At 63.4% G+C, this 24,947-nt stretch carries 23 protein-coding genes, 1 tRNA gene and 1 pseudogene; 12 read left to right on the forward strand and 13 right to left on the reverse strand.

From position 1 onward, the window contains the following. Positions 1–307: 307 nt before the first annotated feature. Complete coding sequence (locus tag J7I85_RS02370) at positions 308–709, reverse strand: MerR family transcriptional regulator (RefSeq protein ID WP_214846245.1); 402 nt, start codon at positions 707–709, stop codon at positions 308–310. Between the two features lie 185 nt (positions 710–894). Here J7I85_RS02370 and J7I85_RS02375 point away from each other — a divergent pair, with 185 nt between their 5' ends. The 4 genes from J7I85_RS02375 to J7I85_RS02385 all read left to right on the forward strand — a co-directional run bounded on the left by J7I85_RS02375 (position 895) and on the right by J7I85_RS02385 (position 4,041). Further along, positions 895–2,394: a SulP family inorganic anion transporter gene (locus J7I85_RS02375; protein ID WP_214846117.1), complete on the forward strand. Its 1,500-nt coding sequence runs from the start codon at positions 895–897 to the stop codon at positions 2,392–2,394. Between the two features lie 384 nt (positions 2,395–2,778). Continuing rightward, a complete protein-coding gene (locus J7I85_RS24790) occupies positions 2,779–3,546 on the forward strand; it encodes a hypothetical protein (protein WP_251023840.1) in 768 nt (255 codons plus the stop codon). Then, positions 3,543–3,755, forward strand: coding sequence for a VOC family protein (locus J7I85_RS24795; protein WP_251023849.1), 213 nt, complete (start codon positions 3,543–3,545; stop codon positions 3,753–3,755). The genes J7I85_RS24790 and J7I85_RS24795 overlap by 4 nt, the downstream gene beginning before the upstream one ends. A gap of 103 nt (positions 3,756–3,858) precedes the next feature. Continuing rightward, positions 3,859–4,041: a hypothetical protein gene (locus tag J7I85_RS02385; protein ID WP_214846124.1), complete on the forward strand. Its 183-nt coding sequence runs from the start codon at positions 3,859–3,861 to the stop codon at positions 4,039–4,041. 233 nt (positions 4,042–4,274) lie between these two features. Here J7I85_RS02385 and J7I85_RS02390 read toward each other — a convergent pair whose 3' ends face one another. Together J7I85_RS02390 and J7I85_RS02395 are read right to left on the reverse strand one after the other, a co-directional pair. After that, a complete protein-coding gene (locus tag J7I85_RS02390; protein ID WP_214846127.1) occupies positions 4,275–4,724 on the reverse strand; it encodes an SRPBCC family protein in 450 nt (149 codons plus the stop codon). 131 nt (positions 4,725–4,855) lie between these two features. Continuing rightward, positions 4,856–5,059 (reverse strand): cold-shock protein, encoded by a 204-nt coding sequence (locus J7I85_RS02395; protein WP_214846134.1) that lies wholly within the window; start codon positions 5,057–5,059, stop codon positions 4,856–4,858. A 705-nt stretch (positions 5,060–5,764) separates the two neighbouring features. On the opposite strand from J7I85_RS02395, the gene J7I85_RS02400 reads away from it, so the two are divergent. Then, positions 5,765–5,995, forward strand: coding sequence for a hypothetical protein (locus tag J7I85_RS02400; RefSeq protein ID WP_214846136.1), 231 nt, complete (start codon positions 5,765–5,767; stop codon positions 5,993–5,995). A 136-nt stretch (positions 5,996–6,131) separates the two neighbouring features. Here J7I85_RS02400 and J7I85_RS02405 read toward each other — a convergent pair whose 3' ends face one another. The 3 genes from J7I85_RS02405 to J7I85_RS25690 are packed head-to-tail and all read right to left on the reverse strand — an operon-like array spanning position 6,132 to position 10,374. Further along, positions 6,132–6,695, reverse strand: a complete 564-nt coding sequence (locus J7I85_RS02405) for a DUF6262 family protein (protein WP_214846138.1) — start codon at positions 6,693–6,695, stop codon at positions 6,132–6,134. Further along, on the reverse strand, positions 6,692–9,208 hold the full coding sequence (locus tag J7I85_RS02410; RefSeq protein ID WP_214846140.1) for a site-specific integrase: 2,517 nt from the start codon (positions 9,206–9,208) through the stop codon (positions 6,692–6,694). The genes J7I85_RS02405 and J7I85_RS02410 overlap by 4 nt, the downstream gene beginning before the upstream one ends. Continuing rightward, on the reverse strand, positions 9,205–10,374 hold the full coding sequence (locus J7I85_RS25690) for a tyrosine-type recombinase/integrase (RefSeq protein ID WP_214846142.1): 1,170 nt from the start codon (positions 10,372–10,374) through the stop codon (positions 9,205–9,207). Before J7I85_RS25690 ends, J7I85_RS02410 begins: the two co-directional genes overlap by 4 nt. Before the next feature lie 30 nt (positions 10,375–10,404). On the opposite strand from J7I85_RS25690, the gene J7I85_RS02420 reads away from it, so the two are divergent. Continuing rightward, a complete protein-coding gene (locus J7I85_RS02420) occupies positions 10,405–10,656 on the forward strand; it encodes an SOS response-associated peptidase family protein (protein WP_308159367.1) in 252 nt (83 codons plus the stop codon). Between the two features lie 70 nt (positions 10,657–10,726). Here J7I85_RS02420 and J7I85_RS02425 read toward each other — a convergent pair. Together J7I85_RS02425 and J7I85_RS02430 are read right to left on the reverse strand one after the other, a co-directional pair. After that, positions 10,727–10,809 (reverse strand) — tRNA-Leu (locus J7I85_RS02425). Positions 10,810–10,961: 152 nt separating this feature from the next. Then, positions 10,962–11,663 (reverse strand): helicase associated domain-containing protein, encoded by a 702-nt coding sequence (locus J7I85_RS02430; protein ID WP_308159368.1) that lies wholly within the window; start codon positions 11,661–11,663, stop codon positions 10,962–10,964. Positions 11,664–12,292: 629 nt separating this feature from the next. On the opposite strand from J7I85_RS02430, the gene J7I85_RS02435 reads away from it, so the two are divergent. After that, positions 12,293–12,934: an ETEC_3214 domain-containing protein gene (locus J7I85_RS02435; protein ID WP_374102424.1), complete on the forward strand. Its 642-nt coding sequence runs from the start codon at positions 12,293–12,295 to the stop codon at positions 12,932–12,934. A gap of 258 nt (positions 12,935–13,192) precedes the next feature. Here the strand turns inward: J7I85_RS02435 and J7I85_RS24805 are convergent, their stop codons facing one another. Next, positions 13,193–13,429: a hypothetical protein gene (locus J7I85_RS24805; RefSeq protein WP_251023841.1), complete on the reverse strand. Its 237-nt coding sequence runs from the start codon at positions 13,427–13,429 to the stop codon at positions 13,193–13,195. Between the two features lie 395 nt (positions 13,430–13,824). Here J7I85_RS24805 and J7I85_RS02445 point away from each other — a divergent pair. Beyond that, positions 13,825–14,183 (forward strand): annotated as a pseudogene (locus tag J7I85_RS02445) (ATP-binding protein); the annotation flags it as partial. 23 nt (positions 14,184–14,206) lie between these two features. Here the strand turns inward: J7I85_RS02445 and merA are convergent. Beyond that, the gene (gene merA / locus J7I85_RS02450) at positions 14,207–15,652 is read right to left on the reverse strand and encodes a mercury(II) reductase (protein ID WP_214846146.1); all 1,446 of its coding nucleotides are present in this window, start codon (positions 15,650–15,652) and stop codon (positions 14,207–14,209) included. A 167-nt stretch (positions 15,653–15,819) separates the two neighbouring features. Between merA and J7I85_RS02455 the strand changes: the two genes are divergently transcribed. Beyond that, the gene (locus J7I85_RS02455; RefSeq protein ID WP_214846257.1) at positions 15,820–16,209 is read left to right on the forward strand and encodes a heavy metal-responsive transcriptional regulator; all 390 of its coding nucleotides are present in this window, start codon (positions 15,820–15,822) and stop codon (positions 16,207–16,209) included. 189 nt (positions 16,210–16,398) lie between these two features. Here J7I85_RS02455 and J7I85_RS25695 read toward each other — a convergent pair whose 3' ends face one another. Next, positions 16,399–17,424: a DUF695 domain-containing protein gene (locus J7I85_RS25695; RefSeq protein ID WP_214846148.1), complete on the reverse strand. Its 1,026-nt coding sequence runs from the start codon at positions 17,422–17,424 to the stop codon at positions 16,399–16,401. A 794-nt stretch (positions 17,425–18,218) separates the two neighbouring features. Here J7I85_RS25695 and J7I85_RS02465 point away from each other — a divergent pair. Continuing rightward, on the forward strand, positions 18,219–19,265 hold the full coding sequence (locus J7I85_RS02465) for a LacI family DNA-binding transcriptional regulator (RefSeq protein ID WP_214846150.1): 1,047 nt from the start codon (positions 18,219–18,221) through the stop codon (positions 19,263–19,265). Further along, the gene (locus J7I85_RS02470; RefSeq protein ID WP_214846152.1) at positions 19,265–20,260 is read left to right on the forward strand and encodes an aldo/keto reductase family protein; all 996 of its coding nucleotides are present in this window, start codon (positions 19,265–19,267) and stop codon (positions 20,258–20,260) included. Before J7I85_RS02465 ends, J7I85_RS02470 begins: the two co-directional genes overlap by 1 nt. 535 nt (positions 20,261–20,795) lie before the next feature. Here J7I85_RS02470 and J7I85_RS02475 read toward each other — a convergent pair. Beyond that, positions 20,796–21,344 carry a DoxX family protein gene (locus tag J7I85_RS02475; RefSeq protein WP_214846157.1) on the reverse strand — a complete coding sequence of 183 codons (549 nt, stop codon included), beginning with the start codon at positions 21,342–21,344 and terminating at the stop codon, positions 20,796–20,798. A 414-nt stretch (positions 21,345–21,758) separates the two neighbouring features. Then, positions 21,759–22,985, reverse strand: a complete 1,227-nt coding sequence (locus J7I85_RS02480) for an IS110 family transposase (protein ID WP_214846159.1) — start codon at positions 22,983–22,985, stop codon at positions 21,759–21,761. 519 nt (positions 22,986–23,504) lie between these two features. On the opposite strand from J7I85_RS02480, the gene J7I85_RS02485 reads away from it, so the two are divergent. Beyond that, positions 23,505–24,860 carry a ParB/RepB/Spo0J family partition protein gene (locus J7I85_RS02485; RefSeq protein ID WP_214846161.1) on the forward strand — a complete coding sequence of 452 codons (1,356 nt, stop codon included), beginning with the start codon at positions 23,505–23,507 and terminating at the stop codon, positions 24,858–24,860. The last annotated feature ends 87 nt before the right edge of the window (positions 24,861–24,947 follow it).

Genomic DNA, 24,947 nt, shown 5'->3' on the forward strand with positions numbered 1-24,947 from the left:
AACGCCTCCTACGCAGAATGGTCGCGCTCGGATTCGAGCCCAACCTCACGCCACTTTCCGCAGGGAGCTCACCTTCGTTTTCTTAGTAGAATCGCCGATGCCCAGAATTCGGCAGTGCCAATCGTTGTTGTCGGTCAGATGGTGAGACGTCTCGTATTTCAAGGGATACGAGACGTCCTGGAGTTCTGCAGATGAGGGTCCCTGATCAATGCTCCTCCGCGGCGACCAGTTCTACGGACTGATAGCCGCGACCCTTTCTCCTGGCGTTGACGGTGTCCCTAAGGCACCTCAAATGCGCGGGTTTCGCCTACTGAGCGCGCAGTAGTGCCAGGAACTCGTCCGCCATGCCGAGTTGCTCCTCCAATTTGGCACGGCGCTTCGCTGCCTCTTCGATGAATCCGTTCAACTGGGACCGAACATCGGTGTCGCCTTGGCCGGGTTCGGCTGTCTCCAGGGCGTCGATCACGCGGAGAAGGTCAGCCATGGCGTCCAGCGTGAACCCCAACGGCTTCATCCTGCGGATCAGGAGCAGGCGGGTGAAGTCGCGTTCGGTGTACAGGCGGAACCCGCCTTCCGTGCGGCCGGAAGGTTTGAGCAGGCCGACTTCGTCATAATGTCGGATGGTTCGCAACGACATCTGCGATCGGTCTGCCAACTCGCCAATATGCATTGTGGCCACGACTTCTTCGGCCGTCATCTCTTGCGCCATCACCTCACCTGTTCCGATCCAACCCTCACGTTACGGTAGTGTTGCATACGCGGCCGAAAGTCACCGGCCCACACTCTCTCCACCCAATTGTCTTCCATGACAGGGCTGGACCCGTGCGCATCGTGGCGCATAGAACCGTCGCTCACCTGCTCTCCCGAGAGAGCCAAGCCCCCTGGAGCCGCTCCTTGGCCACCGCCGAAAGCCCTCGCCTGATCCGGCAACCGATCACCGTCCTTAGCGCTCTGCGCTCTCCGCGGCAGCTTTCCCGCGAGATCCTCGCCGGCATGGTCACTACCCTCGCCCTGGTCCCGGAAGTCATTTCGTTCTCGATCGTCGCCGGGGTCGATCCGATGGTCAGCCTCGTCGCATCGATCGTCCTGGCCTTGACGATGTCGATTCTCGGCGGACGGCCGGGCGTGATCACCGCCGCAGCCGGATCGGTCGCCCTCGTGATCGCCCCCCTCGTCCACGAGCACGGTGTCCAGTATGTGCTGCCAACGGTGATCCTTGCCGGGGTGATCCAAATCGTCTTTGGTCTTACCGGTCTTGCCCGTCTGATGCGGTTCATCCCCCGGTCGGTGATGATCGGGTTCGTCAACGCTCTGGGTGTGCTCATCTTCACGGCGCAGGTGCCCCATGTCCTGAACGTTCCCTGGCTGGCCTACGTCCTGTTCGCGCTGACGTTCGCGATCATCTTCATCCTTCCGCGTTTCACCAAGGCCGTCCCGTCGCCGCTAGTGGCGATCGTCGTCGTCACGGCGATCGTCATCATCGCCCACCTCGTCGTTCCGAACGTCGCCGATGAGGGTCCCCTGACCGGGAAGATGCCCGGGATCACCCCGTTCCTCGTTCCGCTGGACCTGGTGACCTTCCAACTGATTTTGCCGACTGCGCTGAGCGTGGCGTTCGTCGGTCTCATGGAAACCCTCCTCACCGCGAAACTCGTCGACGACATCACCGAAACCCCCTCACACAAGGGCCGCGAGTCCTGGGCGCTGGGCGTCTCGAACATCCTCGCCGGCTTCTACGGCGGCATCGCCGGCTGCGCAATGATCGGCCAGACCGTCCTTAACGTGAAGACCGGCCAGGCCCGCACCCGCATTTCGACGTTCGTGGCCGGGCTGTTTCTCCTGTCCCTGGTGACCGGGCTCAGCTCGATCATGGGACAGATCCCCATGGTCGCCCTCGCCGCGGTCATGATGGTCGTCGCTGTCACCACCGTCGACTGGCACAGCGTGAAACCGTCCACCCTGAAAAGGATGCCCGTCCCGGAGACCATCGTCATGGGCGTCACCGTCGCCGTTGTCGTCCTCACCGGGAACCTCGCCTATGGCGTCCTCGTCGGTGTCATCCTCGCGATGGTGCTCTTCGCACGCCGAGTGGCCCACGTCATCAGCGTCAACAGGACCCTGGCACGCGACGGCGAGAACGTGCGCTACGAGGTGGTGGGGCCGCTGTTCTTCGGGAGCAGCAATGACCTCGTCGAGCATTTCTCCTACGCCGACGACCCGACCTCCGTGACCATCGACCTCAGCCGCGCCCAGATCTGGGACGCCTCAACCGTTGCCGCCCTCGACTCCATCGAAACGAAATACGGCGCCCACGGAGCCACGGTAACGATTGAAGGACTCGATGAGCGCAGCACCGGCTTCCACCGCCGCCTCACCGGTCACTTGGGGGCCTGAACAGCCCCACGGGCTCTTCCACAATCCAGGATCATAACGACCGAACGACTGTTACGACCCAAAAAAGTTTGAACCGGCCGGCGCTGAAGTGCCGCCGGCGTCCCCATGCCGGTCCCCCACCTGCTCCGCCGTCGGGCCTTACATGCCGTTGCTGACACTCGTGTCTGGTGTGCGGGGGCTACGCTGCGGGATACATACTTGCGTCTCGTAACCACAGTGTCTCAAAAGTTCATGGTGGTTGACGGCAGTAGTCGGGGCACTTTCACGAGGCCACCTAGTCGAGCCGGTATACGGCGTGCCGGCTCCTGATGGATGATCTCTCCGGTCATGCGGATCGATCAGCTGCCCTCGCGCTGTTCGTGGGAAGCGCTTAGACTCGCACCCATGCCGATCACGGAAGGTGTCGCCTGGGACGGGCGTCTTGAAGACTTCCGCGGCGCGAGCAGCGGACTGTACGCGCTGGCGGCTGCGGCCACGGCGCGGACTTGTGCCGGGTGTGGGATGCCCGTGCGCGCCGGGGAGTCGCTGTCGCTGGTCGTGGATGTCGCCGAAGGTGCCGGGCCCGGCAGCATCAGGTATGTCACGTTCGATCCCTCGGTGTGCCACCGGGGATGTTGCAACCCGGCGGTCAGGGTGCAACCGATGACGACGGCGCCCGACCACCTCAAGGCTGTCGGCGCGCTGGTGACCCTCAAGGACCGGGACCGGGCACAGGCCAAGAGTGTTCCAGCGCTGATCTTTACCCTCGTCCCGACACTGGTCTTTTACGAACCGGCCGGCGAACCGATCTCCGCCCTCGTCACCCTGCTCCTCTCCCGCGGCTTCCAGTTGACGCCCAGCCCGGATTATGCCGAGATCGTGCGCCAGGCCAGAACTGTGCGCGAACGTGCGGTCTGCACAATCACCGACGGTGCCCTGGTGACCCTGGAGGTGGACGGCAGGCTGCTGTACCGGCAGCAACTGGACGTGGCGGACTCCCGTGACGCCGCCTGGCTGGCCGCCGCCAACGGCACCCGCGAAGTGCTCGTCATCACCGGAGACAGTCTGGGTATGGGCACCCAAGATATGGACCTCGCACCCGCCGCCGCCCTGGGCACCCTGGTCACAGGCCTCGTTCCCGTTCGACACGGACACCTCGCCGGGCCTTACTGACTGAGTACGTCGCCCCCTCGTGGCCGGAAGGGCCCCACCACCAGCAGCTTCATCTCGACATCGCGGTCGACGAGCTCGAATCGGCAACGGATGTTGCCTTGGCTCTGGGCGCCACGCCCGCCAAGCACCAGCCGGCACCGGAACAGTGGCGGGTGTTGCTCGACCCCGTTGGTCACCCTTTCTGCTTCGCCGCCGTACGCCCCGACTAAACCGAAACAGCTCTCTGACACCGATTGTGCGCGCCCTGACCTCCATTGCGGCCAGGTGCCCTCATCTGCGGGGACCAGTAGCCTGACACTTGGAGGGGAAGACATGAGACTCACTGCACAGATCAAGAAAGCGACGGACGGCTGGATCGACTTTCGCGTGGTTGAGCTGCCGGAACTTGTAGCGCACGCTCGGAAATTGGATGACATCGCTGGCGCTGTGAGGGACGCCGCGGCAAGACTAACCGGCCGACAAGGGCAGGACTTCGACGTCGAAGTCAGGTATTAGGAACTAGGGAAGGTGGCCCCGCCGCTGCATGCTGCTGCAGCGGCGGCGGGGCCTCGGCATCGCCTTGATTCGCCGCACTCTGCAACACGACGGCATCAGTATCGCTTCTGCTCCCTGATGTATTCAAACTGGGGCCATCCCACCCGGTCAGCGCCGCCAATGATGCCCAGCGCAAAAGGGACAGCGGGGGCAAAGCCTTCATGAAACCAAAACGCCGCCCGGCCTGGTTGGCGCTAATGGACCTCACCGCGCCAGGTGACGGTTTCGGTGCCTCTGGCCTCGATAAAATCCTTGAAATGGCGCAGGTCCACCCTGACCTGCATGTTGTCGAACCCGAGCACGGCCCCGGCCTTGTCGGTGAAGGTTTCCGGTGCCCATTCAAAACGGACCCATACACGCGTCGCTCCGCTCTTCAGCGGTGTGAAGGTCACGGCGCCGGCGTGCGTCTCTCCGTCCGTACTGCGCCAGGCAATGCGTTCATGGGGGCGTTGTTCGATGATTTCGGTGTTAAATTCCCGTTTGGCTCCGCCGACGTTCGCCACCCAGTGGTTCGTCCGGTCATCGAGTTGGGCTACGGACTCCACGCCGGACATGAAATTGGGAAAGGACTCGAACTGGGTCCACTGGTCATATGCCGTGCGCACCGGGACCGCGACGTCAATGGTTTCTTCGGCTGTTTGCATGCTCTCCTCCTCCCGGAGACAACATCACCACGGACACCGCCCTGAGACTCAGCGCCGCCGTCCAAGCCGGCACGCTAGTGTTCGGGACGTCGTTCCCCCGCCGTTATCAGCTTCAGATACCGCTGATTGCTTTAGAACGGGCGGATGTTGTCCGCCTGGGGACCCTTCTGGCCCTGGACGACGTCGTACTGAACTTTCTGGTTCTCTTCAAGGGAGCAGTAGCCGCTGGAAGCGATCGCCGAGTAATGGGCAAAAACATCCCCGGACCCGTCGTCAGGGGCGATAAAGCCGAATCCCTTTTCCGCGTTAAACCACTTCACTGTGCCTGTTGCCATAACGTGCCACCCCAAAGAAACTCTTCCTCCCAGCGCAAGCACCGGCGCACCAGCGGGCGGACATCGTATCCGCTGGTCTCCAACGTAGAGCCCCCTCCCTCCAATACAAGAGACGCAGCAGCGGAAGTGAGGGACCGACGACCGTAGCTGGGCGCCGGCTGGCACGGGGACGCCACCGGCGATCCGCCGCCGGCCGGTTCGATGGAAATACATCCGGGAGGCCTATTCCTTCTCCTGATCCGGCTCCGGTGTCTACTCGAAACCATTCCGCCTCAAAACGTTAGGGTATGAGATTCCTGCGAGGCGTGTGGAAAGCTGGGTTGCGCCGGTCCGGTCAGTGCGGGGGAGTTATGGATCAACAGACAATTCAGTTGCTGACGGCAACTCCAGGTCTTCTGGCGACACTGGGCGGTGTAGTGATCACACAGATTTTCAACCGCCGGGGCGAGAATGCGCGTCGAAAGTATGAGGCCCAGTCTCGATCGCACGCCGCGACAACTACCGCGTCTGTTCAGCCATCGTGACCAAGGCTGTAGCTATAGAGCGGACGCTTCATTCTGCAGCCTCGTTCCTAGACTATGACGAGCGCGATCCTCGTATACAGGGCATAAAGAGCATCCTGTTCTCTCCCGAGGAGGGCGTTGATGGCCTCTTTGACAGTGTTGCCAGGAAATCCTCGTCGAAGCCATTGAAGACGGCTTCAAGATGATCGAGGAGATTGATGATCTCAGGGGCGAGCTAGCGATCCTTGGAAGTCCCGAGCAAGCGGTGGCCGCTGATGAGCTCGGGGATCCGATACTCGAAGCAATTGGTTCTCTGGAAATGTTCGCGAAGTACTCGGACGCTTGGGAAGAAATCCATGCCATTCGGCACGCGCGTGATTCCTTTGCTGAAGCAGCTCGGGCCAGCCTACTCGCGACGGAAAGCAGACGATAGTCCTGATCCCTGCCGCCCCCGGTGTCCTCCGAGTTCCGGGTGGGTGATTCCGCAGAAAGGCCAACTCCAACCCTGCGCCTTTTTCCCAGGCGGACTTTCACTTATCGCTGCGATTCACGGTCTGATCGAACCGACGCTATCTGCTTGTGTCGGTGTTCTGCTCTCGGATCATGCGCCGGAGGCTGGTTCGGGCCGCGCTGAGGTCGTCCTGTAGTGCCGTGATCTGTAGGTTCAGTTCTGTATTCGATGCGCGTGCCTCCGCCAGCTCGCCGGCGAGGCGGTTGAGCCGGTCGACCAGAGGGGCGGTGCTGAGATTGTTTAGTTGCCGGCCGAGAGCCTGCCTGAGGCTTGCGCGAAGGTCCTCGCGTTCGCGGCGGAGGACGGTGATCTCTTGACGGGCCAGGGCCAGGTCCGTTCGGAGGGACTGGATTCCTGCCGGTCGGCTGATGGTTTGGTCGGGCTGGCGTTGTTTGGTTATAGCCTCTTGGACCTGTTCTCGTGTGCCGGGTGAGTAGACGAGCCAGGTCGAGACCTTCGCCCTGCGTGCGACCTTGACGAAGGTGATGGGATCGCCGTCTGCGAGCATTGCGTCGAGTTCCCGTGCGACAGCTGCGCGTTTTTCGCGGCTTTCCTTCTGCCGGGATTCCAGCAGCACTTGGGCGGGTGTTCTGGTCGCGGGCTTTCCCGCCGCGTGCGTCATGGGGTGTGTGTCCGGGTTTTGATAGTGAGGGGTAGCTGCGTTCGGCCGCCGCTTCCGGCGCGCAGGCGGCGGAGCAGGATGCCGGCCTGCTCGACTTCCTGTTGCTCCTCGTATGGCAGGGCGTCCAGATTCTCCTTCATGGCGCCCAGGACATGCCGGTAGCTGTCGATCTGGTCATCGAGATTGCGCAGCACGTAGATGTCGACGTCCATCGCAGCCGCCGTCTCGCGATCAGCCTTTAGTGAGCGGATGTGGTCCTCGATCACCGGAAGGTATGACGGGTCGGGGCGATAGAAGCCGCAGCCTGAGCATTGGAACCGGATGGGGCAGCTACCTCCGCCGGCCTTGACGTTGGACGGCTCGATGCAGTTACCAAAGGGTGCTGCCACCGAGCGCATTTCGTAAGCGGTGCCCGAAGCGGTCGGCGCGGGGTCACCGTGGCGGTCGGTGACTTGCATGCTGAGGGTTCGGATTGCTTCGCGCTTCCGTTTTTGGTTCACCCGGTAGTAGCCCTGGGTGGTCGAGATGCTTCGATGGTCCATCAGCTCGCATAAGACATCGATTTGTACCCCGGCGTCGGCGTGGCGCTGGGCGTAGGAGTGGCGGAATGCGTAGGGATAGACCTTCAATCGGTCGAAGGGGATGCGGTCGCCGCGGGCATCGTTGGCGTCGCTGAGCAGATGCGGCATGCCGTCGACCCAGAGTCTTAGGGATCGGGTCAGGCTTGCGGGCCGGTAGTGGGGGTCGATTCGCTCGGGAGTTCCGGACGGGAACAGGTAGTCATCGCGGGGATCGCCGGTGAATAGTGTGTCTCTGACTGCGCGCCACGCGGCGATGGATTCGGCGGTCTCTGAAGGGATTGGCAGGTGGCGTCGTTTTCGGCCCGCTTTGGTGTTGTCCCAGATCAGTACCGGTCCGTCGTGGTCGAATCCAACACAGTTGGTGCGGAGTGCGCAGACTTCTCGTGGCCGGCGTCCGGTGTCGCGCAAGACGATGTAGAGAGTGCGGATCATAAGGCGCTGGTGGTCCTCGGCCATGTCGGGGTACTTGGCATTGCATTCCAACTGGGCAAGGTTTTGATCGAGCTGGGCGATGACTCCCTCGGGGATGGCTTTGCCGACTTCCTCCCGGGCCGGTGGGTCCAGTTGGAGGCGGTGGGCCTCGGGGTCCCGCAGGAATGCGTCGGTGACGTCTTTCATCATGCGGGAGCGGCGGCCGAAGTCCACCAAGGCGAACACCGCGTCGAGTCCGACATAGCGGCGGGTGGTGCTGCGCGGTTGTCCGTCGGGGTGTGTCCAGTTTCGGAAGGCCTGAGTGATGGCGTCCAGATGCTGTGGTCCGAGGTCCCTGATTTGGTGGCCGCCGTCTGTGGTGGCTTCGAGTGCCCGCGATGCCACCTCAACGGCGGTGAGGATTTCGAGGATTTTGGTGCTAGTCGTGAAGGTGCGGCACCTTTCCATTGCGAGGTCTCTGAGCCATGTTTGGCTGATCGCGGTGAAATCGGCTCGACCGCCATGGGTTCGACGGTGCTTGGATCGGGTGCTGCCGCGCAGGTCGAGGTTCCGGAAGTCCCAGATCAAGCGCCGGGTGGGGTCGGCGCCGGTCATCTCCTCGTAGCCCACCTGCAGCCAGTGGACGATGTCGCGCCGGTGGCTGTCCAGGTCATTGCTGTTGCCCTTGATCGGGCTGAGCTGGTCGGGGCCCAGGCCAACAAGATGCTCGTGATGCTTGACCTCCCTGATCAGTCTCCGGAGCATTCTGGGCAAAATTCGGTCACCGGACGCGTCGCGTCGCTGGACGGCGTAAAGCAGCTCCGCGCGGACGAGGGGCCGCAGCGGGAGCATCGAGAACTGACCCGCGGTCAGGTGTGGGTGCGCTGTGGCCGCCCACTCCAAGGCCGATGCTTCGTGTCCTTCGCGCAAGTAAAGTCCGTGGTGGTAGCGGCACAGCCCGTCCCGCAGATCCGGCTGCTGATCGCACCGGGGCACCGCGCACCTGCCCTGATCGGCAGGGTATGGATCCTGACCGGCGGCAAGCCAGACATCGAGGCTAAGGGAGCTGTCCCGGGCCTGGTGGAGCCGCAGCAGGCTGTAGTGGCTGCGGCAAAGACCTCGACAGATCGCCGGCCGTGCACAAGAAGCTGCCCCGCGTGCGACCAGACACCCTTCGGCCTCCGTCCCGGGGAGGATCTTCGTGCGCCGCGGTGCATGCTGCACCGCAAACACCTCCAGCGCGAGACCGGAGCCCCGCCAGGCCTTCAAACATGTCGTGCAGAGAGATTCGCCTTCGAGCTTCACTCCGCATCGCTGGACGGCGCAGCGTGTGACCATGCTGCCCTCGCGTTCCGGGTCGCCGTCGAAGAACCAGTTTTCCGCGTCCCATTCGCCAAGCCGCCATGTTGGGTCTATTCGCCCTTCCAGCCATCGCAGCCACGTTTCGTGATCGACGGCCAGTGGCAGCTGGGCCAGCCTGGACTCGTTGATCGTATGCCGGGTGATGGTTGATTCGCTCATCTTGGAGTGTCCCTCCTGGCCTTAGCGGTATGCTCGACGGCTTCCCGCATCCGCTTTTTCGACGCGTGGATATAGCGCTCCGTTGACGCGAAGGAAACGTGGCCCAGCAGTGCCTGGACGACGTCGGGGTCGACTCCGGCCTCGATCCACCTCGTCGCGGCAGTGTGTCGCAACATGTGCGGTCGAACAGCGAAGCCGCAGTCACGCGCCAGGCGGTCGACCATCTCCTTGGTGTTCGAGTAGCTCATGGGCCGTCCGCGTGGTTCACGGAACAAGTTGACGAAAACCGCATCACTGTCGACCCCGTGATCGAAGCGGTCCCGCTCAAACCGGTAGTCGGAGTAGGCTTCTACCAGCCGTTCGGTGACTGGGATCGTCCGCGGATAACGTGACTTAGCGAGTGCACCGTTCTCATTGGTCCGTCGGATCACATGCAGATGAGGCCCCGGGATCCCGCAGCCGAGCGCTTCCGAGCGTGCCAGGAAATGCAAATCTGAACGCCTCAGCCCTAGCGCCTCGCCGACACGCATACCCGTCTCCAACAGCGCGGTGACCAGAAAGCGGTCGCGCGCGTTAGCCGCAGCCGATAACACGGCTGCCATCTCTTCCTCCATGAGCAACTCCGGCGGCACTGTGTCCGCGCGAAACTTGAGGGTCCGTTCCTGAACCGCACGGAACTGATGCCGCTCTCCGGCATCGAATCCAGGAGGGAGAAAGCGGAGGTACTTCTGTTGTGACAGCAGGCCCGGCACGCGCGCTGCAACCCACCCGAGCCTCGCGCCGAACTTGAGGAACTCACTGGTTGTGGTCACGATCGCGTTCGCAGTTGCCTTTGATCTTAACCGTCCCGGACCGGTCGCCCCAGGCCGTCGAACAGGTTCGGTGATCAACCACCGAAGAAACGCGTGCAGCTCTGCGAACTCTGGATCATGCCAGTCCACGCCGGACAGGTCGCAGTAGTTTAGGAAGAGCGCCACCCGCCCTGCGTAAACACGTTCAGTGTTGGGTGAGCGATCCGCAGCCCGTAGCGAAGCCAAATAGGCGCAGGCCTCCACGTGCAAGTTCCAGTCAGCGTCGACAAGGACCCACGCGGTCTCCGCAGAGGACGCCGCAGCCCGCTCGGCCCGGAACCGGCCATTTCCAGAAGTTTGAGCAACGTCGCTCACACCCCGAGGATAAAAGGAAGGCACGGTCGTATGTCGGCGCCACGCCCACGTGACTCACCTTCGGGCTACCCCCAGATAAGCCACGTCCATGACCGGTCCCCGGTGATCATCCCGCGGGACCGTTTCGCCGAATGGCTGGACCCGGATCTGACCGACAAGGATGAGATCCAGCACCTGCTCGATTCCCTGCCGGAACCGACCCTGACACCACGGGTGGTCAGTTCCCGGGTGAACAGCGTCCGGAACAACGGGCCCGAACTGATCGAACCCGCCTCAGAATAGGCGGCGCGGCGTCGGAGCACCACACAGCGAAGCCTCCGGAAAGACTGATCCTTCCGGAGGCTTCATTTTGTGCGCAGAGGGGGACTTGAACCCCCACCCCCTTTCGAGGACTAGCACCTCAAGCTAGCGCGTCTGCCATTCCGCCACCCGCGCAGGTGAGTGCAAGAGAATCAGCTTCCGCTTTTCCCAGCAGCAGCGACAAAGAACCCTAGCACAAGGCTCCCCGGCCCCCAGTGCCGGCAAGCCTGCAACGGGCGGCGATTGGCTGGTGGCCGCGGGAGAGCGGACACCCGGGTATCCGCGGGTCAGTTTTGCGCTACCGGTCCAGCGGTTTCCGGGCGCTGATTAGGCTGATTGGCTTTGCCTGGCTTGCGGCCGCGTTGCCGGCCGGCCCGCCAGCCGGGCACGGCTTCATCCAGGGTCCTGCTCTTGGCTGGGTCGAGCGCGCCGCGGTGTGCCTTTTGGCGCTGGGAATGGAGCCAGACCCCGAGATCGTGTTCCTCCCCGGTCACCGAGAACTTGTGCAGGGGCCAGTCATTCCCGGCAGCGAGGTATGCCTTCAGGGCGGTGAGCCTGTCCTGCCACCTGGCCTCATCAGCAGCTAGCCGGGGAAGGCGCCGCCAGTCCGGCAGCACATCCAGTCCTTGCCGTAGGGCTGGGGCGAGTGTGCCGGCTGCGGCGTCATGGCGGCGCCGTTCCAGCCACGAAGCGAGCGTCCGCTCCGCACGGTTGGTCGAGGTGCGGGAGGGGTAGCGGCCCGTTTCCTGGACCATGGCCACGAGCTCACGCAGCCGCGCCAACCCCTGATGACTCACCCGGGGCGGTGCCTGGCGGCTGGCTTGCTCGTGGTCGGCCTGCAGGTCGGGGTCCGCGGCCAGGGCCAGGGCCAGGTGGTATCCGACCATTGAGGTCGGAGCGCCGGTGAGCGCGGCGATCCGGGAGCGGGTCAGCCCGCCCCGATACATCAGCACCCACTCCGCGTTCGGAGCCGCACCATGCCTGGCCACGAAACCATCCTGCCACCGCACTCCGGGCGTGCGCGGTTTCTGCTGGTTTCTAGCTGATGGTCCTGATGACGATCGCCGGGGAAGCCTCGAGGATCTGCGCCCGCGCGGCAGCCAGCGCTTCCTCATAGGTATCGCCGGTACCGGTGGTGCGGGACAACGCAGCTAGCCATGCAGTGTGGGCCGGTGAAACCGAAAGTTGGCCCAGAGGCGCATATCTTGCCGCGCCGCTGGTGGCCTATGAGAATCGGCGGGTGCACCATGGGACCAGCAACCCAATGGATTCCCAGAAGGAAGAGGTTGTCATGACAAGAGAAGGCGGACCGCACAGCCGCTCGGGCAGCCGCATAATGCAAGCGTTTAAAAGGGCCAGGACGAGCAGCTTTGCCATTGTCCTCGGAGTCTTCCTGGCTGTCATCGCCGGCGGGTGCAATCCACCAAGCGCGTCGCCACCAAGCGCGTCGCCACCAAGCGCGTCGCCCCCAAACGGGTCGCCGGCAAGTGCCTCTCCCGCAAGTGCGTCGCCCCCTAGCGGGTCGCCGGCAAGCGCCTCGCCCACAAGTGCGTCGCCCCCAGGCAACGCGCCCGTTGTTTCTGGCACCGCCGACCCCTTCCAGACGCAACAGAAAGCAATCGATTCGCTGGCTCTGGAGCAGTCAATCGAGTTCGTCAACAGCAAACTTGGTGTGCCGCAAGAGTCCCACCCTCTTTGCTCGAAGATTTCCTCCTGCAGACAGGACACCTCGGGGGAACCGCTGCTGAACATATACCGCGACGAGCACTACACCGTGCGGGCGGTATTCGACGCCAACAGCTTGAAATTCTTCGCGGTCACCATGGAGTCCGACCAGTTCAAGCCGCACATCCGATGGCTTTACGATCTCGGATCACTTGGAGAATTCACCTACAAGGAGGCCTCCGCGGCAGATGGGATAGAACCCACCGCAGCGATGATTCATCTGGGAAACCGGTCGTCGTCCTACGCGGAGATCGTTTCCGTCGGGGCCCCTGGGCACTACCAAGGACTCATGCTGGGTTCGGCCCCCGATGGTTTCGGGAACCTGCCGTGGGACAGCAAAGGAGCAGAAGCGCTCAACGCCAAACAGATCTCCTCAAGCGACCAGCAGGCCCGGCTCGCGGCGGCTAGTTCCTTCCGCGCAGGCTCCGTACCGAACACCATCGGACTGTTCCTGGACGACGGCGGCACCATAAGTAAACTCCTGCACGACCCGCAAAACGCGATCGCCATCCTCCATGCGGGCACCAACCTGTGACCGTGCCCCCGGCGCCGAGTCCTGGCTCATCATCGGTGTCGGAAGTTAGCCAGCTGTCCACGTCTATTGCGCGCGCCTCGCCGCCGCAGCGCACCCGGGAACACTACTTCGGAACCTGTGGCCGCGGAGGTCGGACGATGTCTTCCGGAAATAGCTCGGGACGTACGCGCCTATAGGTGAGAGGGTGACGGAAAGACCTGCCGGACCAGGCGACGTCGGCCGAGGCCTCGACCACGACCGGTTCGATCAGCGTTAGCCTCACGGGGCCCAGACGACGTCCAGGACGTCTTTGTGTTTTAGCTTTAACCAGATCCTGCCCGCCTCGTACGGCTGGGCGGCGCCCTTGAATACCAGACCTTCGATTCCCGTGGCGGGCAGATCCCGCAGCCAGGTCTTAGCCAGTTCCATGTCGCTGGTCGTGGGAGAGAGGTTCAACGGCGCGGCCCAGTCCCGGCCAAGTTCCTCGAGCAGCTCACGGCGCCCGGTAAACGGCAAGTCAACGGCTCCTGTTCCTTCGGCTCAATCACCGCTGCGGGGGCGGGGCGACCGGCACCCGTTGCCGGCTTGCGCCGCCGGATGAACCAGCTCCGCAGACCCATAGGCCTTCCCTTCGTATCAACACTCCAATGACAGTCCAGGGCAAAGCAGAGGGCTGCAACCGGTGCCGAATGCGGCCCCCTGCCCTGGGGCGTAAACATCCTGCTGTTTACGCATTCGAGCATGCCACACGGGTAAGTGATGGTGCGTGCTCGCAGGGCTCGCACCCGTTTGGGCGTCCGCTGGCGCGGCCGGCTGTTGGGTCCAGGGCGCCCCGTCGCAGAGCTCCTTCACGCCCTGGCCCTGTTTGTCTACGACGATGCTCCTATAGGCGTCAAATCACCGTGTTGGTCTCCGCCGAAAGGGGCTACCGGGTCAATATGCTCTGGCCACGCGGCTGGTGAACGAACTCGTCGAAGCCGCCGACGAGAAGTCCTGGCCAAGACCATCGCTCGCTACCGGCCCGGGTGGACCTGCTGTGCATCGACGAGCTCGGATATATGGAACTGGACCGCCGCGGCGCGGAACTGCTCTTCCAGGTCCTCACGGAAAGAGAGGAAAAAATTCCATCGCCATCGCGTCCAACGAATCGCTCTCCGGTTGGACCAAGACCTTCACCGATCCACGCCTCTGCGCCGCGATCGTGGACCGGCTCAAGTTCAATGGCACCATCATCGAAACCGGCACCGACTCCTACCTGCTCGCCCACAGCTTCGCGCTAAAGGGGCATGTAGATCAGGCAGCGCAGCAGGAGAGTTTGGAGACGTCGGTGTTGAATGATTGCGCGGCAATTTTGATGCCTTCGGCCATGGTCAGGTACGGGCTCCAGAGGTTCGCGACCTGGTCGACGGTCATGCCGGCCTCAAGGATGTAGACCCCGGCTGCGGCGATGTCGCCGGCTTCCTTGCCGACGGCGGTGATACCGAGGATTCTTCCGGTATCGGCGTCGGCGACGATCTTGATGAAGCCCCGGGTATCGCGGTTCACCAGTGCGCGGGGAACGTATTCCAGCGGCAGGACGCGGCAGGTGCAGTGGATGCCCGATTGGTTGGCTTGCTTGTCGGTCATCCCCACAGCCGCCAGGGCGGGCCCGGTAAATGTGACCCTGGGCAGGTGCCGGTAGTCCACCTCACGGCCGGCACCGTTAAAAGCGTTCTCCACCATCAGGGTGCCATGGGCGGCAGCGACGTATACGAACTCACGATGACCGGTCGCGTCACCGGCACCCCAGATCCTGGGGTTGGTGCTGACGAGTGTGTCCTGGACCAGTATCTCGCCGCGGTCCCCGGTTCTGACGCCGACGGCGTCCAGGTTCAGTTCCCCGGTCACCGGCCGCCTCCCGGTGGCGATGAGCACCCGCGCGGCACGGAATTCCTCCTGCCCTCCGGACACTGCAGCGGTGGCGATCACCTCCCGGTTGGCGGGATCGGTGCGGATGGAGGACACGGTTGCTTTGCGGACGACCCGGATTCCCTCATCATCGAATACGCCCATCAGCGCGCGGGCAGCTTCCGGCTCCTCAGCCGAGGCCAGCCTGGAGCGGACTAGCATGGTCACCTTCGTTCCCAGCCGGGCGAAGAGTTGGGCCTGTTCCAGCGCCACGTACCCGCCGCCGAGAACCAGCATCGATTCGGGCACCTCGTCCAGCTCCATAGCACTGGTGGAGGTCAGGTAGTCCACGTCTGCCAGTCCTTGGATGGGCGGGACCCAGGGGGCTGAACCTGTGGCCACCAGATAGTGCCCGGCACTCACCCTCCCGCTGGAACCTTCGAGACTGGTGATCTCCAGGACCGGTTCGGCGGCGGTGCCGGCGAACACGGCCGTGGCCTGCCGGATCTCCCAGCCATAGTCAGCGGCCAGATCCACGTACTTTTCCGCGCGCATGCTCTCAACCAGGGACCGCTTGGCCTCGATCAGTTCAGCAATCTGAGCCGGCGCGGCGGACGTGCTGATGCCGGCAAAACGCCCGGACGCGTCCAGGGCCACATGCCGTGCCTCAGCCGCTGCCAGCAGAGCCTTGGAAGGAATGCAGCCGGTATTCACACATGTCCCGCCGACAGTGCCTCGTTCGATCATCAGCACCCGATTGCCCAGGTTCGTGGCCCGTATCGCCGCGGCGAACGCACCGCCTCCGGAGCCAATGACGGCCAGATCATAATCAAAACGCGATGCCCTGGTCATGAAACCTCTCCTAGTCCTCAGCACGCCGGTTCCAGGTTCCCGGAACCGTCCCGGCCACTTCGACCCACCCTCAACCAGGGGCAGATGCCTGCCTCTCATTCTCGACCTTCCCCTATACTGGAAGGTCAAGGCGGGCAGGACCGCTCTCCCGCCGACGGAGGTTCATGATGCGCATAGGTGAGGCAGCGGCAGCTGCCGGCATGACAGCGAAGACGCTGCGTTTCTATGAGGACAGCGGCCTCCTACCCGAAGCAAATCGCTCCAGCAACGGATACCGGCACTACAACCATGAATCCGTGACCAGGCTTGAATTCATCCGCCGCGGCCGTGCAGCAGGCCTAACCCTGGCACAGATCCGGGAGATTCTGGCCCTCAGAGACGCCGGAGAAGCTCCATGCACCCACGTGCAAGAGCTGCTCGAAGTGCAGCTGGCCGCCCTTGATCAACAGATTGCCGAGTTGACCGCGCTCCGATCCTCCGTCGCCGCGCTCCGGGCCACCGCCACAGCCCAACCCCCCGCGAGCTGCGACCCCGCACGCATCTGCAGCTACCTCTGACAGCCACCTCCACTGAACGGCCCGGGAATCTTTAGTGCCCGGCCAGACATCGAGGCTATGGCTACCTCCTAAAACTGTTTCAGGCCCTTGGCTGGAACTGGTGGGTACCATTCTGGCCGTCCTAGTGGGCTCCCATTACGTTGACACAATCAATGAGCGGTGGAGGGGAGCGGCTGGCGTGTCCAGCGGTTAGGTGAATGGTCTGATCAGAGTCCATCCGGGGTCGTGGGTGTGGTTTACTTCGATTTCGGGTCGGGTTTCAGCGAAGCGGTCGATCATGTCCCGACCGTTCTGGTCTTCCGAGTCGGTGTAGTAGTGCAGGATACGCCGGCCGTTTAATGTCTGGGTCGCGACGAGCAAACCTCGGGGTCCGAGGGCTGCCCTCAGGTCCTCTTCGAGTTGGTGCAGGTCTATCGCTTCGTCGTAGTCCGGTAGCCCGTCGGGGCGCGTCTGGGGATAACCGATCTGGATGGCCGTGTGCAGGTCCAGCAGGGGATGGTCGATCCACCGCAGGGGACGCAGGGCTCTGATGATGGTGCGCGGTCCAGGGGATATTCCGGCGTCCTTGAGTGTCCAGCCGGTGTACGCGTGCCGGGCGGTCATGGCTTCGATGATCTCGGGAAGGGCTGTCGCCGGCAGGCTGTCCGGGCGTTCGGTCTCGGCGGCGGTGATGCTGCCGATCCATCGTTGGACGTCGTCTTCTCCGAGCAGCCAGTCCAGCAGCATCGACGCGACTTGGTGCTGGTAGCCGGGGGTCAGCCGGGTGAAGACTGGGTGGTGGAGGCGGACTTTGGCCTGGGCCCGTTCCTCGTCCAGGGTCACTGAGACCCGACTCAGGCCAAGGTGGATGGATGTCCCGGCAACCTCGAGGGTGACGGCGAGCATGCCGGGTTGCCGCCGTCTGGCTCCAGTGAATTCCCACGTCGGCGTGGGCGGGGGAGCGGCCCGCCGCCACCGTTCGGCCAGGACCCGCAGTCCGGGGTCCCCGCCGCCTGAGACGCAGAACTGGTGCCGTGCATGGATGCCCGGTCCGGTCTCCCAGCCGAGCCTCGGGCCGATCGCTTTGACCATGGCATCGAGGGTGTCCGGAAGGTCCCGGTATTCACCTGTCGTGACGGCGCCACTGAGGTGCCCGGCACCTTCTGATGACCACCACCGCCAGAACGCGGAAATGGCGCGCGTCTGAACCGTAGCGTTGTCCTGTTGAATGCTCACTGTGGCCTCCAGTCGTCCCGGCCACAGTAGTGGCAGCTCGCCGCGGGCTTTGGGTTTTAGCCGGTCCCGTGGACTAGTTGCCGGGACCGGCTTTCTGGACGGGATTCGCGGCCTCCGTCGACCAGATAGCCAGAGACTGCCAGTGCCTGCTTAGGAAAAAAGCACGTTTCCTGAGCCTTCGCAAGGCCCCCTCCCCTCACAAGAGTCCCCCAAGGGCGGTTCAGGGTCGGAACTGGATCATCATGCGGGCCTGGACCAAGCCGCAACCATCGCGCCGGTATGGGGACCCCTCGCTGTGCTCGGGAGTTTACACCGCCCCACAGGGTGGGGGCGTCGGCCGTTAAAACTAGATTTTGGTTGACCGTTCGGTCAGCCATTGACGGTAGTTCTTGGCGAGGGTGTCGTTCCCGGAGGAGGCCGCGTTCCAGGAGGGAAATCTTGGAGCGCCGTTGGCCCGGTTCAAGGGCTGCGGTCGTGATGGTCAACCCGAGTTTGGTGCGCATGTGAGATCAGTGTCGTACGTCAACGGGCTGTTCCCACAGATTCCCGTAAAGGAGCCAACCCCAGATGATCGATGAACATGGATGTTCGTTTGACCATAGACGAGCCATGTTGAGTCGCCCTGCGTCGGACGGAGGCGCCGGGTACCGCCGCTGTCCTAGAACTGCTTATGCCGCTTCAAAGCAGTGGTTCCGCAAAGGCTTGCGATGCTATGGCAAAGCATCCGAAATTCCCCACCTAGGGCAAACGCAAGCGCTTGCGTCAGTGGTGGGAGTGCCGTAACGTGGGCCCTCGTGACGGCGAGGATTGAAGAAGTTGCTGAGCGGGCCGGGGTGGCCGTTTCGACGGTTTCCCGGGCATTGCGCGACGTTCCCGGTGTTTCGCTGGCCACCCGGCAGCGGATCAAGGACATCGCTGCCGAGGTCGGGTATCTCGCGTCCCCGAATGCGGCGCGATTGGCCACCGGCGTGACAGGCACGGTCGCCGTGGTCGTTCCGGATGCCGCCAAGTGGTTTTTTGGGCAGGTCATTTCCGGTGCCGGCGCGGTGCTTAGGGCTTCCGGGCGGGACGTGCTGCTGTATGAGCTCGGCGATGCGGAGGGGCGGAGGCGCTTCTTTGAGGGGAAGACACTTCGGGGGCGTGCCGATGCCGTCCTGGTGCTGTCCCTGCGGTTGTCCACGGAAGAAACCCAAAGCCTGCGCACCTTGGGCCTTCCGGTAGTGCTGCTGGGGCAGGGCTCTGAGGTTTTCGGCAGCGTGCGGGTTGATGACCGGGCGGCTGCCCGGAGCGCGGTCCGGCACCTGCTCAATCTGGGCCACCGCCGCATTGGTCTTATTGGGATCGATGACGCCGATGAAGTCACCACGGGCAGCACACCTCCGCTCTCGCGGCTGGCCGGTTATCGGCAGTCGCTGCTGGCCGCAGGGATTCCCCTGGAGGAAGACCTCGAACAGTTCGGGACCAATTCCGTGTCCGGTGGGGAGCTGGCCATGACCCGGCTGCTGTCTGCGCCGGCACTGCCTACCGCGGTTTTTGTTGGCTCGGATGAGATGGCTTTCGGCGCCCTCGGGGTGCTGCGGACGGCCGGGATGACTGTTCCAAGGGACATCTCGGTTATCGGTTTCGACAATCACGACCTCTCGCAGGTCATGGACCTCACCACCATTGACCAAAACATCCGCGGGCAGGGCGAGGCGGCCGCCGAACTGCTGCTCGAAACCCTCAGCACGGCACTGGGCACGGCCCCACCGGACCGGATTATCGACACCCGGCTGGTGCTGCGGCGAAGCACGGCTCCGCCGGCAGATATCCCCACCAGCTCTAAAAAGGAAGAGACTTAATGGAATACCGCAAACTCGGTTCATCCGGAATGTACATCAGCGCCCTGGCCTACGGTAACTGGGTCACCCACGGAGAGCAGATCGACCAGGAGGCCGCCACCGCGTGCGTGCGCAAGGCGCTGGATTTGGGCATCACGACCTTTGACACCGCCGACGCCTACGCCGGCACGCGCGCTGAAAGCGCCCTCGGCGAAGCCCTCCGCGGTACCCGTCGGGAAAGCCTGGAAATCTTCACCAAGGTCTACTTCCCCACCGGGGAGGGCAAGAACGACCGCGGCCTGTCCCGGAAGCATGTCATGGAGTCGATCAACGGCTCCCTGACCAGGTTGGGCACAGACTACGTCGACCTCTACCAGGCCCACCGCTACGACTACGAAACACCCTTGGAAGAAACGATGCAGGCCTTCGCGGACATTGTCCGGGCCGGCAAGGCCAACTACATTGGCGTCTCCGAATGGACCGTGGATGAGATCCGGGCCGGCGCCGCCCTGGCCAAGGAGTTGGGCATCCAGCTGATCTCCAACCAGCCTCAGTACTCCATGCTGTGGCGGGTCATCGAAGAAGAAGTCGCCCCTGCCAGCGCTGAGCTCGGCATCGGTCAGATCTGCTGGTCCCCGCTCGCCCAAGGCGTCCTCACTGGCAAATACCTTCCTGGCCAGGCGGCTCCGAAACAATCGCGGTTCGCCTCCGAGAACGGGTCCCTGAAGGAGAACCGATACCTCAGCGATGACATCCTCGAACGCGTGCAGCAGCTCAAACCCCTGGCGCAGGAAGCCGGGCTGTCCATGGCCGGGTTAGCCGTGGCCTGGGTACTGCAGAACAGCAACGTCTCTGCTGCCATCGTCGGAGCGTCCAGGCCCGAACAGCTTGAAGACAATGCCAAGGCCGCCGGAGTCAAACTTGATCCATCCCTGATGGCAAAAATCGACGAACTGCTTGACCCCGTGGCTGAACGCGACCCGCAGAAGGTCGAATCATTCAAGGAACGCCCATAGCCCTTCGGTCTCCGTTCCGAACGCCATCTTCCCCGCGCCCGATGTGACTTCGTCGGCTCCGCCTGCACCGGGCTGCCTACCCGCCCGCCGTCCCAGTTCTGCACGCAGTTCCGGCGCCGGGAGGGTCGGATGTCAGTGGCCGCTCCGCTTCGCCGCCGAGCGAAAGCACCGCACCCGGGTCCGGGCTGGAGGTTGACCTCAACGACCATCCGGTCCCGGCCAACTTGTTATCAGCGCGGAGAATTTGGAGCCAAGACCCTGTTCTTTCCGAAGGCCCAGCTCTTGCCCACAGAGGGCTGCGCCGAAACCGGCACCCATTGCCGACCCGCGTGTTGCCAAGTTTCAAGGGGTGATGTCGGCGCGCTTCGCGACGTCGTTGACACGGGTTCCCGAAGTTGTCCGTGGACGGCTGGGACCCGGGAAATGGTAGTTGCACCGGCCCTCCGGTATACGGGGCAGTACGCCGTCTTTCCATTTCGGGCAGCGGACCCGGGGTGCCCGGTGACCGGAAGCTCCGCATCCCGGGTAAGTGGTCTCAAGGCCTTAGCGCTGTCAGCTCTCGTGGACGGCCGGCCGGGCTGGATGCGGCATGCGGGGCGGGACACCGTTCCCGTGTTCTGGCCTTGGCGGGTGCATGGACGGCCAATACCAGTGCTGCGCCGATGAGGACGAGGTTTTTCATGACGAACTCGCCGGCGGTTGTCAGGAGCAACGGATTATTGTCGGTGAACATCAGACCCGGCAGCATCAGGAAGGTCAGAAATGTTCCGCACAGATGGGCCGCCAGAACAGGCAGGGCCAGGCGAAGGACGATCCCCGCTACAAGCGCAGTGCCCAGCAACACTTCAGCCACGCCCAGGCCTGGCATCAACACCTGCAGGTCAGCCCAGGGAAGTGTCCCGGCGACGATATCCGCGACCGGTGAAACCCCGGCCACCTTCAGCGCCCCAAACCACACGAACAGAACGCCCAGCAGGATCCGCAGCGCGGGCAACGCCGCCGGACGCAGCGACCGGATGATTCGGCTTTCGGCAGCGCTTGCCCGACGCAGCAACCGCCCTGTCCCGCCCAACACAGCCTTCATCGATTTCCCCTCTCTGACCATGGGGAAACCAAGCCTTCCCCCCTTGTATGGATATGGAGAGGCTACGGGGGAACCCCTGTGTTTTCCTTTGACAGCCCCCTTTAGGCGGGGCCCCCACGCTGGGAGAAGCCCTGTGGGGAGGAAGCCTCTGGCTTTGACCCGGGATCATGGACTCAGCGCATACAGTACTTTCACGTACACCGCTCTAATACGACGAGGATGGACGTGATGGCCGGTCGCCCCAGATCTGTGCATGGCGGTTCCTCTCTGGATCATTCTCCCGAGTCCACCTGAACGTCCGTGGAACCCTGGCCGGCTAACCAAGTAATCGAGGTTTCCGACGCGTCGCTTCGCGATTCCGCCACTCAGAGCTGCCCCACGTCGTAGACACGGCGATCGGGAAGCCCCAACTCACTAAATTGTCTTTGTGGCTGTTTGGTCGGTGAGCCATTGGCGGTAGTGCTTGGCCAAAGTGTCATTGCGGAGGAGGCCTCGTTCCAGGAGAGAAACCTTCGAGGGCCATTGGCCAAGTTCGCTGGCTGCGGTCGTGATGGTGCAACCGAGTGTGGTGCGCATTTGGCGCAGATCGGAGTTGTCGGGGGCTGGCTGGGGGTTGGTGATCTGGCGGTAGATTTCCCGGGCTGCGTAGCGTTTGAGGCAGCGCATGATTTCCCGTTTGCTTTTGCCCTCTGCGGTGCGTTTGGCCACGTAGTCCTTGGTCCGTTGGCACGAGGCCATGCGGACCAGGACGACCTGATACAGAGCGTGGTTGGCGTTGCGGTCGCCGCCTCGGCTGAGCCGGTGTCGGGTTGTTTTGCCGGAGGATGCGGGTATGGGTGCGACCCCGACGAGGGCAGCGAACTGGGCCTCATTTCCAATGCGGTCCGGGTTGTCTCCGACGGTTACCAGGAGTTGGCTGGCTACTTCCGTGCCGACTCCGGGAAGGTCGCAGAGCATCGGTGCGTAGGTGTCGAGGATTTCCTGGAGCGCGGCGTCAGCGTTGGCGATTTCTGCCGCCAGTGATTGGCAGCGGGTGGCTAGGGATTTCAGCGTCAGCAGGCACACGTACTCGGGGTCAGCCATATGACCCGTGGGCCGGGTGCGCTGCAGTGCAGTGATCATCGCCGAGGTTCCGAGCCCTCTGTATTTCGCCCGGAGTTTGTCCGGAGCTGAAACGAGAAGGCCCTTGATCTGATTGATGGCCGCGGTGCGGGCCTTTAGCGCCGAGGTGCGCCCCGCGCGCAGGATTCGCAGGCATTCAACGGGGCCGTCTTTGGCTTTCGGGACCGATGTGGTCCGGCCGTCGAGTACCGATTGGGCGGCCTGGTAGGCGTCCAGCGGGTCGGATTTTCCTTTCAGCCGGCGCGCGGCCCGGTTCGGGCGGTTGACCTCCAGCACGGTCAGCCCTTCGCCGCGCAGGGTCTTGGCGATTTCGGCGCCGTAGGAGCCTGTTCCCTCGACCCCTACGGCGGTGACTGTGCCGTAGCTGGTGATGAAATCCACGATCTTCCGGTAGCCGGATCCTACGGCCAGGAATTCCCTGTCGGCGAGGGGTTTGCCGTGTTCGTTGATCACGGCTACGTGGTGTGTGTCGGCGTGGGTGTCGATGCCCGCGATGACGTTGGTTGTTTCGGTTGCCAAGATGGAAATTGCCCCCAGTCGGATCAATGGCTGATTGAACGGGCGCGGGCCAGGTGGGCAGACAAAACGGTAATGGGACTGGTCGAATCAGGCTCCTATGAAGTCATGTCCGCCTGGCTCGGCACCCTTTGACGGACCTTGAGCCGGCGGACAGATCGTCGGTAAGACAGTGCCGCCAGGCACGTCAAGTTTTGGCTGGGCCACGCCGGCTCAAGGACTGTTCCAGTATTACCGTTTTGGCTGCTGTCCTGACGGATTGTACGTGTCCGCTCCGGCCGGTCTAGCCCCGGTTCCGCAGGCTCCACCGGGGCCTGCGGACCGTGGAATCGGCTCCGGCGCTCCTGCGTCGCTTATTTCCTCCGCAGATTCCACGGTCCTTGCCCAAGGGTGGACAGGCCTCCGTCGGCCACAGCTCCGCAAGCTCCGCCAGCAGCCAAAACAACGGGGGAGAGGGGAAGTTGGCCGGTCACCATTGGCCGCCTCATCCACCAACCCTTTCGGCAACAAAGGAGCAACACCATGAACGCAGCACCCACGCTGGAAATGCTCGACCCCGCCACGCTGACGGTCGATGTCAACGTCCGGAAGGACGCGGCCCTGACTGCTGACTTCATCGCCAGTATCAAGGAGCACGGTGTGATGGAACCGGTCATCGCGCACCGCAAGGACGACGGAACCGTGCACGTGCTGATGGGTCAGCGCCGCACCTGCGCCGCCATCGAAGCAGAACGGCCCCTGATCCCGGTGATGATCATCGAGTCCCCCGAGGAAGCCGAGCGGATCGTGACGCAGGTGGTGGAGAACATCCAGCGCGCGGGACTGACCGAAGCGGACGAGGCCGATGCATACCATCAGCTGTCCCTGATCGGTGTTTCGGCGGCCGCGATCGCGAAGAAGACCGGGCGGACCAAAACGACTGTGGAGTCCGCCCTGAAAGCCAAGTCCTCAGACGCGGGCACCGCCGCGCTGGGCAAAGGATGGTCCATCGAGGAAGCGTTGATCATGGCCGAGTTTGAAGGGGACGAGGACGCCACGGAGGAGCTCGAGTCGGTCATCATGGACGAACCCGACCAGCTGCTGCATGTCGCTCAGCTGCTGCGCGACCGCCGCGAAAGCGCCGCCGCCCTCGCGGCGCTGGTCACCGAACTCGAAGCCCAGGGAAAGGCCATCGTGGAGGACGCCGGTCACTACGCCGACGACGACAACCTCTACGTCACCGCCGCCAAGAGGGATGACGGGGAACTGGCCACCGAGGATGACGCCAACGCCGTCCTGATCACCACGGACTACCGGGGCCAGCACCGGACCCACGCCGTGATCGCAGGGTGGAAGGACTTGGGCTTCGCCCCCAAGTATGAACGCTATGACGGCGGGACCGGCGCGCAGAAGGGCCCAATGACGGAGGAACAGAAGGCCGAACGGAAAACCCTGATTGAGCGCAACAAAAAGATGGAAGCGGCTACCAAGGTCCGCCGGGACTTTGTGAAAACCCTGCTGGCACGTAAGCAGGCTCCTAAGGGCTGGCAGTACTTCACGGTCCACGCGATCACCCACCACTCCGAGACGGCCAGCGGATACGACGGTAAGGTCGCCGGTGAGATGGTCGGAGCGAAGGTCGAAGAATCGAACGCGTGGGCGTGGAACCCGCTCCGTGACCACGTGGCCAAGTCCACGACCCGGCCCGAGTTTTCTTTGATCGCGTTGGTCTGCGCCGGGTATGAGAAGACGATCGCGAAGGACTCGTGGCGTTCCCCGTCCCAGACCCACAGGGACTACCTCAAACAACTGGTTGTGTGGGGTTACAACGCATCAACCGTTGAAGAGCTGATCATCGATAGCGGCACGCCAGCCGAGGAAGAAACCGAAGCGGCATAAGACCACCTTGCCGGGCGGGAAATCCACCGCCCGGCAAGGGTTAACCGCAGATCACCACGTCAGGATCGGGAACCTCCCAAACGTCGG

Source organism: Arthrobacter sp. ISL-65 (genome assembly GCF_018613795.1).
Lineage (GTDB): Bacteria > Actinomycetota > Actinomycetes > Actinomycetales > Micrococcaceae > Arthrobacter.

Coding starts and splice junctions, on each gene's coding strand:
- J7I85_RS02370 (WP_214846245.1), bottom strand. CDS start 709: ATGGCGCAAGAGATGACGGCCGAAGAAGTCGTGGCCACAATGCATATT.
- J7I85_RS24790 (WP_251023840.1), top strand. CDS start 2,779: ATGCCGATCACGGAAGGTGTCGCCTGGGACGGGCGTCTTGAAGACTTC.
- J7I85_RS02385 (WP_214846124.1), top strand. CDS start 3,859: ATGAGACTCACTGCACAGATCAAGAAAGCGACGGACGGCTGGATCGAC.
- J7I85_RS02390 (WP_214846127.1), bottom strand. CDS start 4,724: ATGCAAACAGCCGAAGAAACCATTGACGTCGCGGTCCCGGTGCGCACG.
- J7I85_RS02395 (WP_214846134.1), bottom strand. CDS start 5,059: ATGGCAACAGGCACAGTGAAGTGGTTTAACGCGGAAAAGGGATTCGGC.
- J7I85_RS02400 (WP_214846136.1), top strand. CDS start 5,765: ATGATCGAGGAGATTGATGATCTCAGGGGCGAGCTAGCGATCCTTGGA.
- J7I85_RS02405 (WP_214846138.1), bottom strand. CDS start 6,695: ATGACGCACGCGGCGGGAAAGCCCGCGACCAGAACACCCGCCCAAGTG.
- J7I85_RS02410 (WP_214846140.1), bottom strand. CDS start 9,208: ATGAGCGAATCAACCATCACCCGGCATACGATCAACGAGTCCAGGCTG.
- J7I85_RS02420 (WP_308159367.1), top strand. CDS start 10,405: ATGTCGGCGCCACGCCCACGTGACTCACCTTCGGGCTACCCCCAGATA.
- merA (WP_214846146.1), bottom strand. CDS start 15,652: ATGACCAGGGCATCGCGTTTTGATTATGATCTGGCCGTCATTGGCTCC.
- J7I85_RS02455 (WP_214846257.1), top strand. CDS start 15,820: ATGCGCATAGGTGAGGCAGCGGCAGCTGCCGGCATGACAGCGAAGACG.
- J7I85_RS02470 (WP_214846152.1), top strand. CDS start 19,265: ATGGAATACCGCAAACTCGGTTCATCCGGAATGTACATCAGCGCCCTG.
- J7I85_RS02475 (WP_214846157.1), bottom strand. CDS start 21,344: ATGAAGGCTGTGTTGGGCGGGACAGGGCGGTTGCTGCGTCGGGCAAGC.
- J7I85_RS02485 (WP_214846161.1), top strand. CDS start 23,505: ATGAACGCAGCACCCACGCTGGAAATGCTCGACCCCGCCACGCTGACG.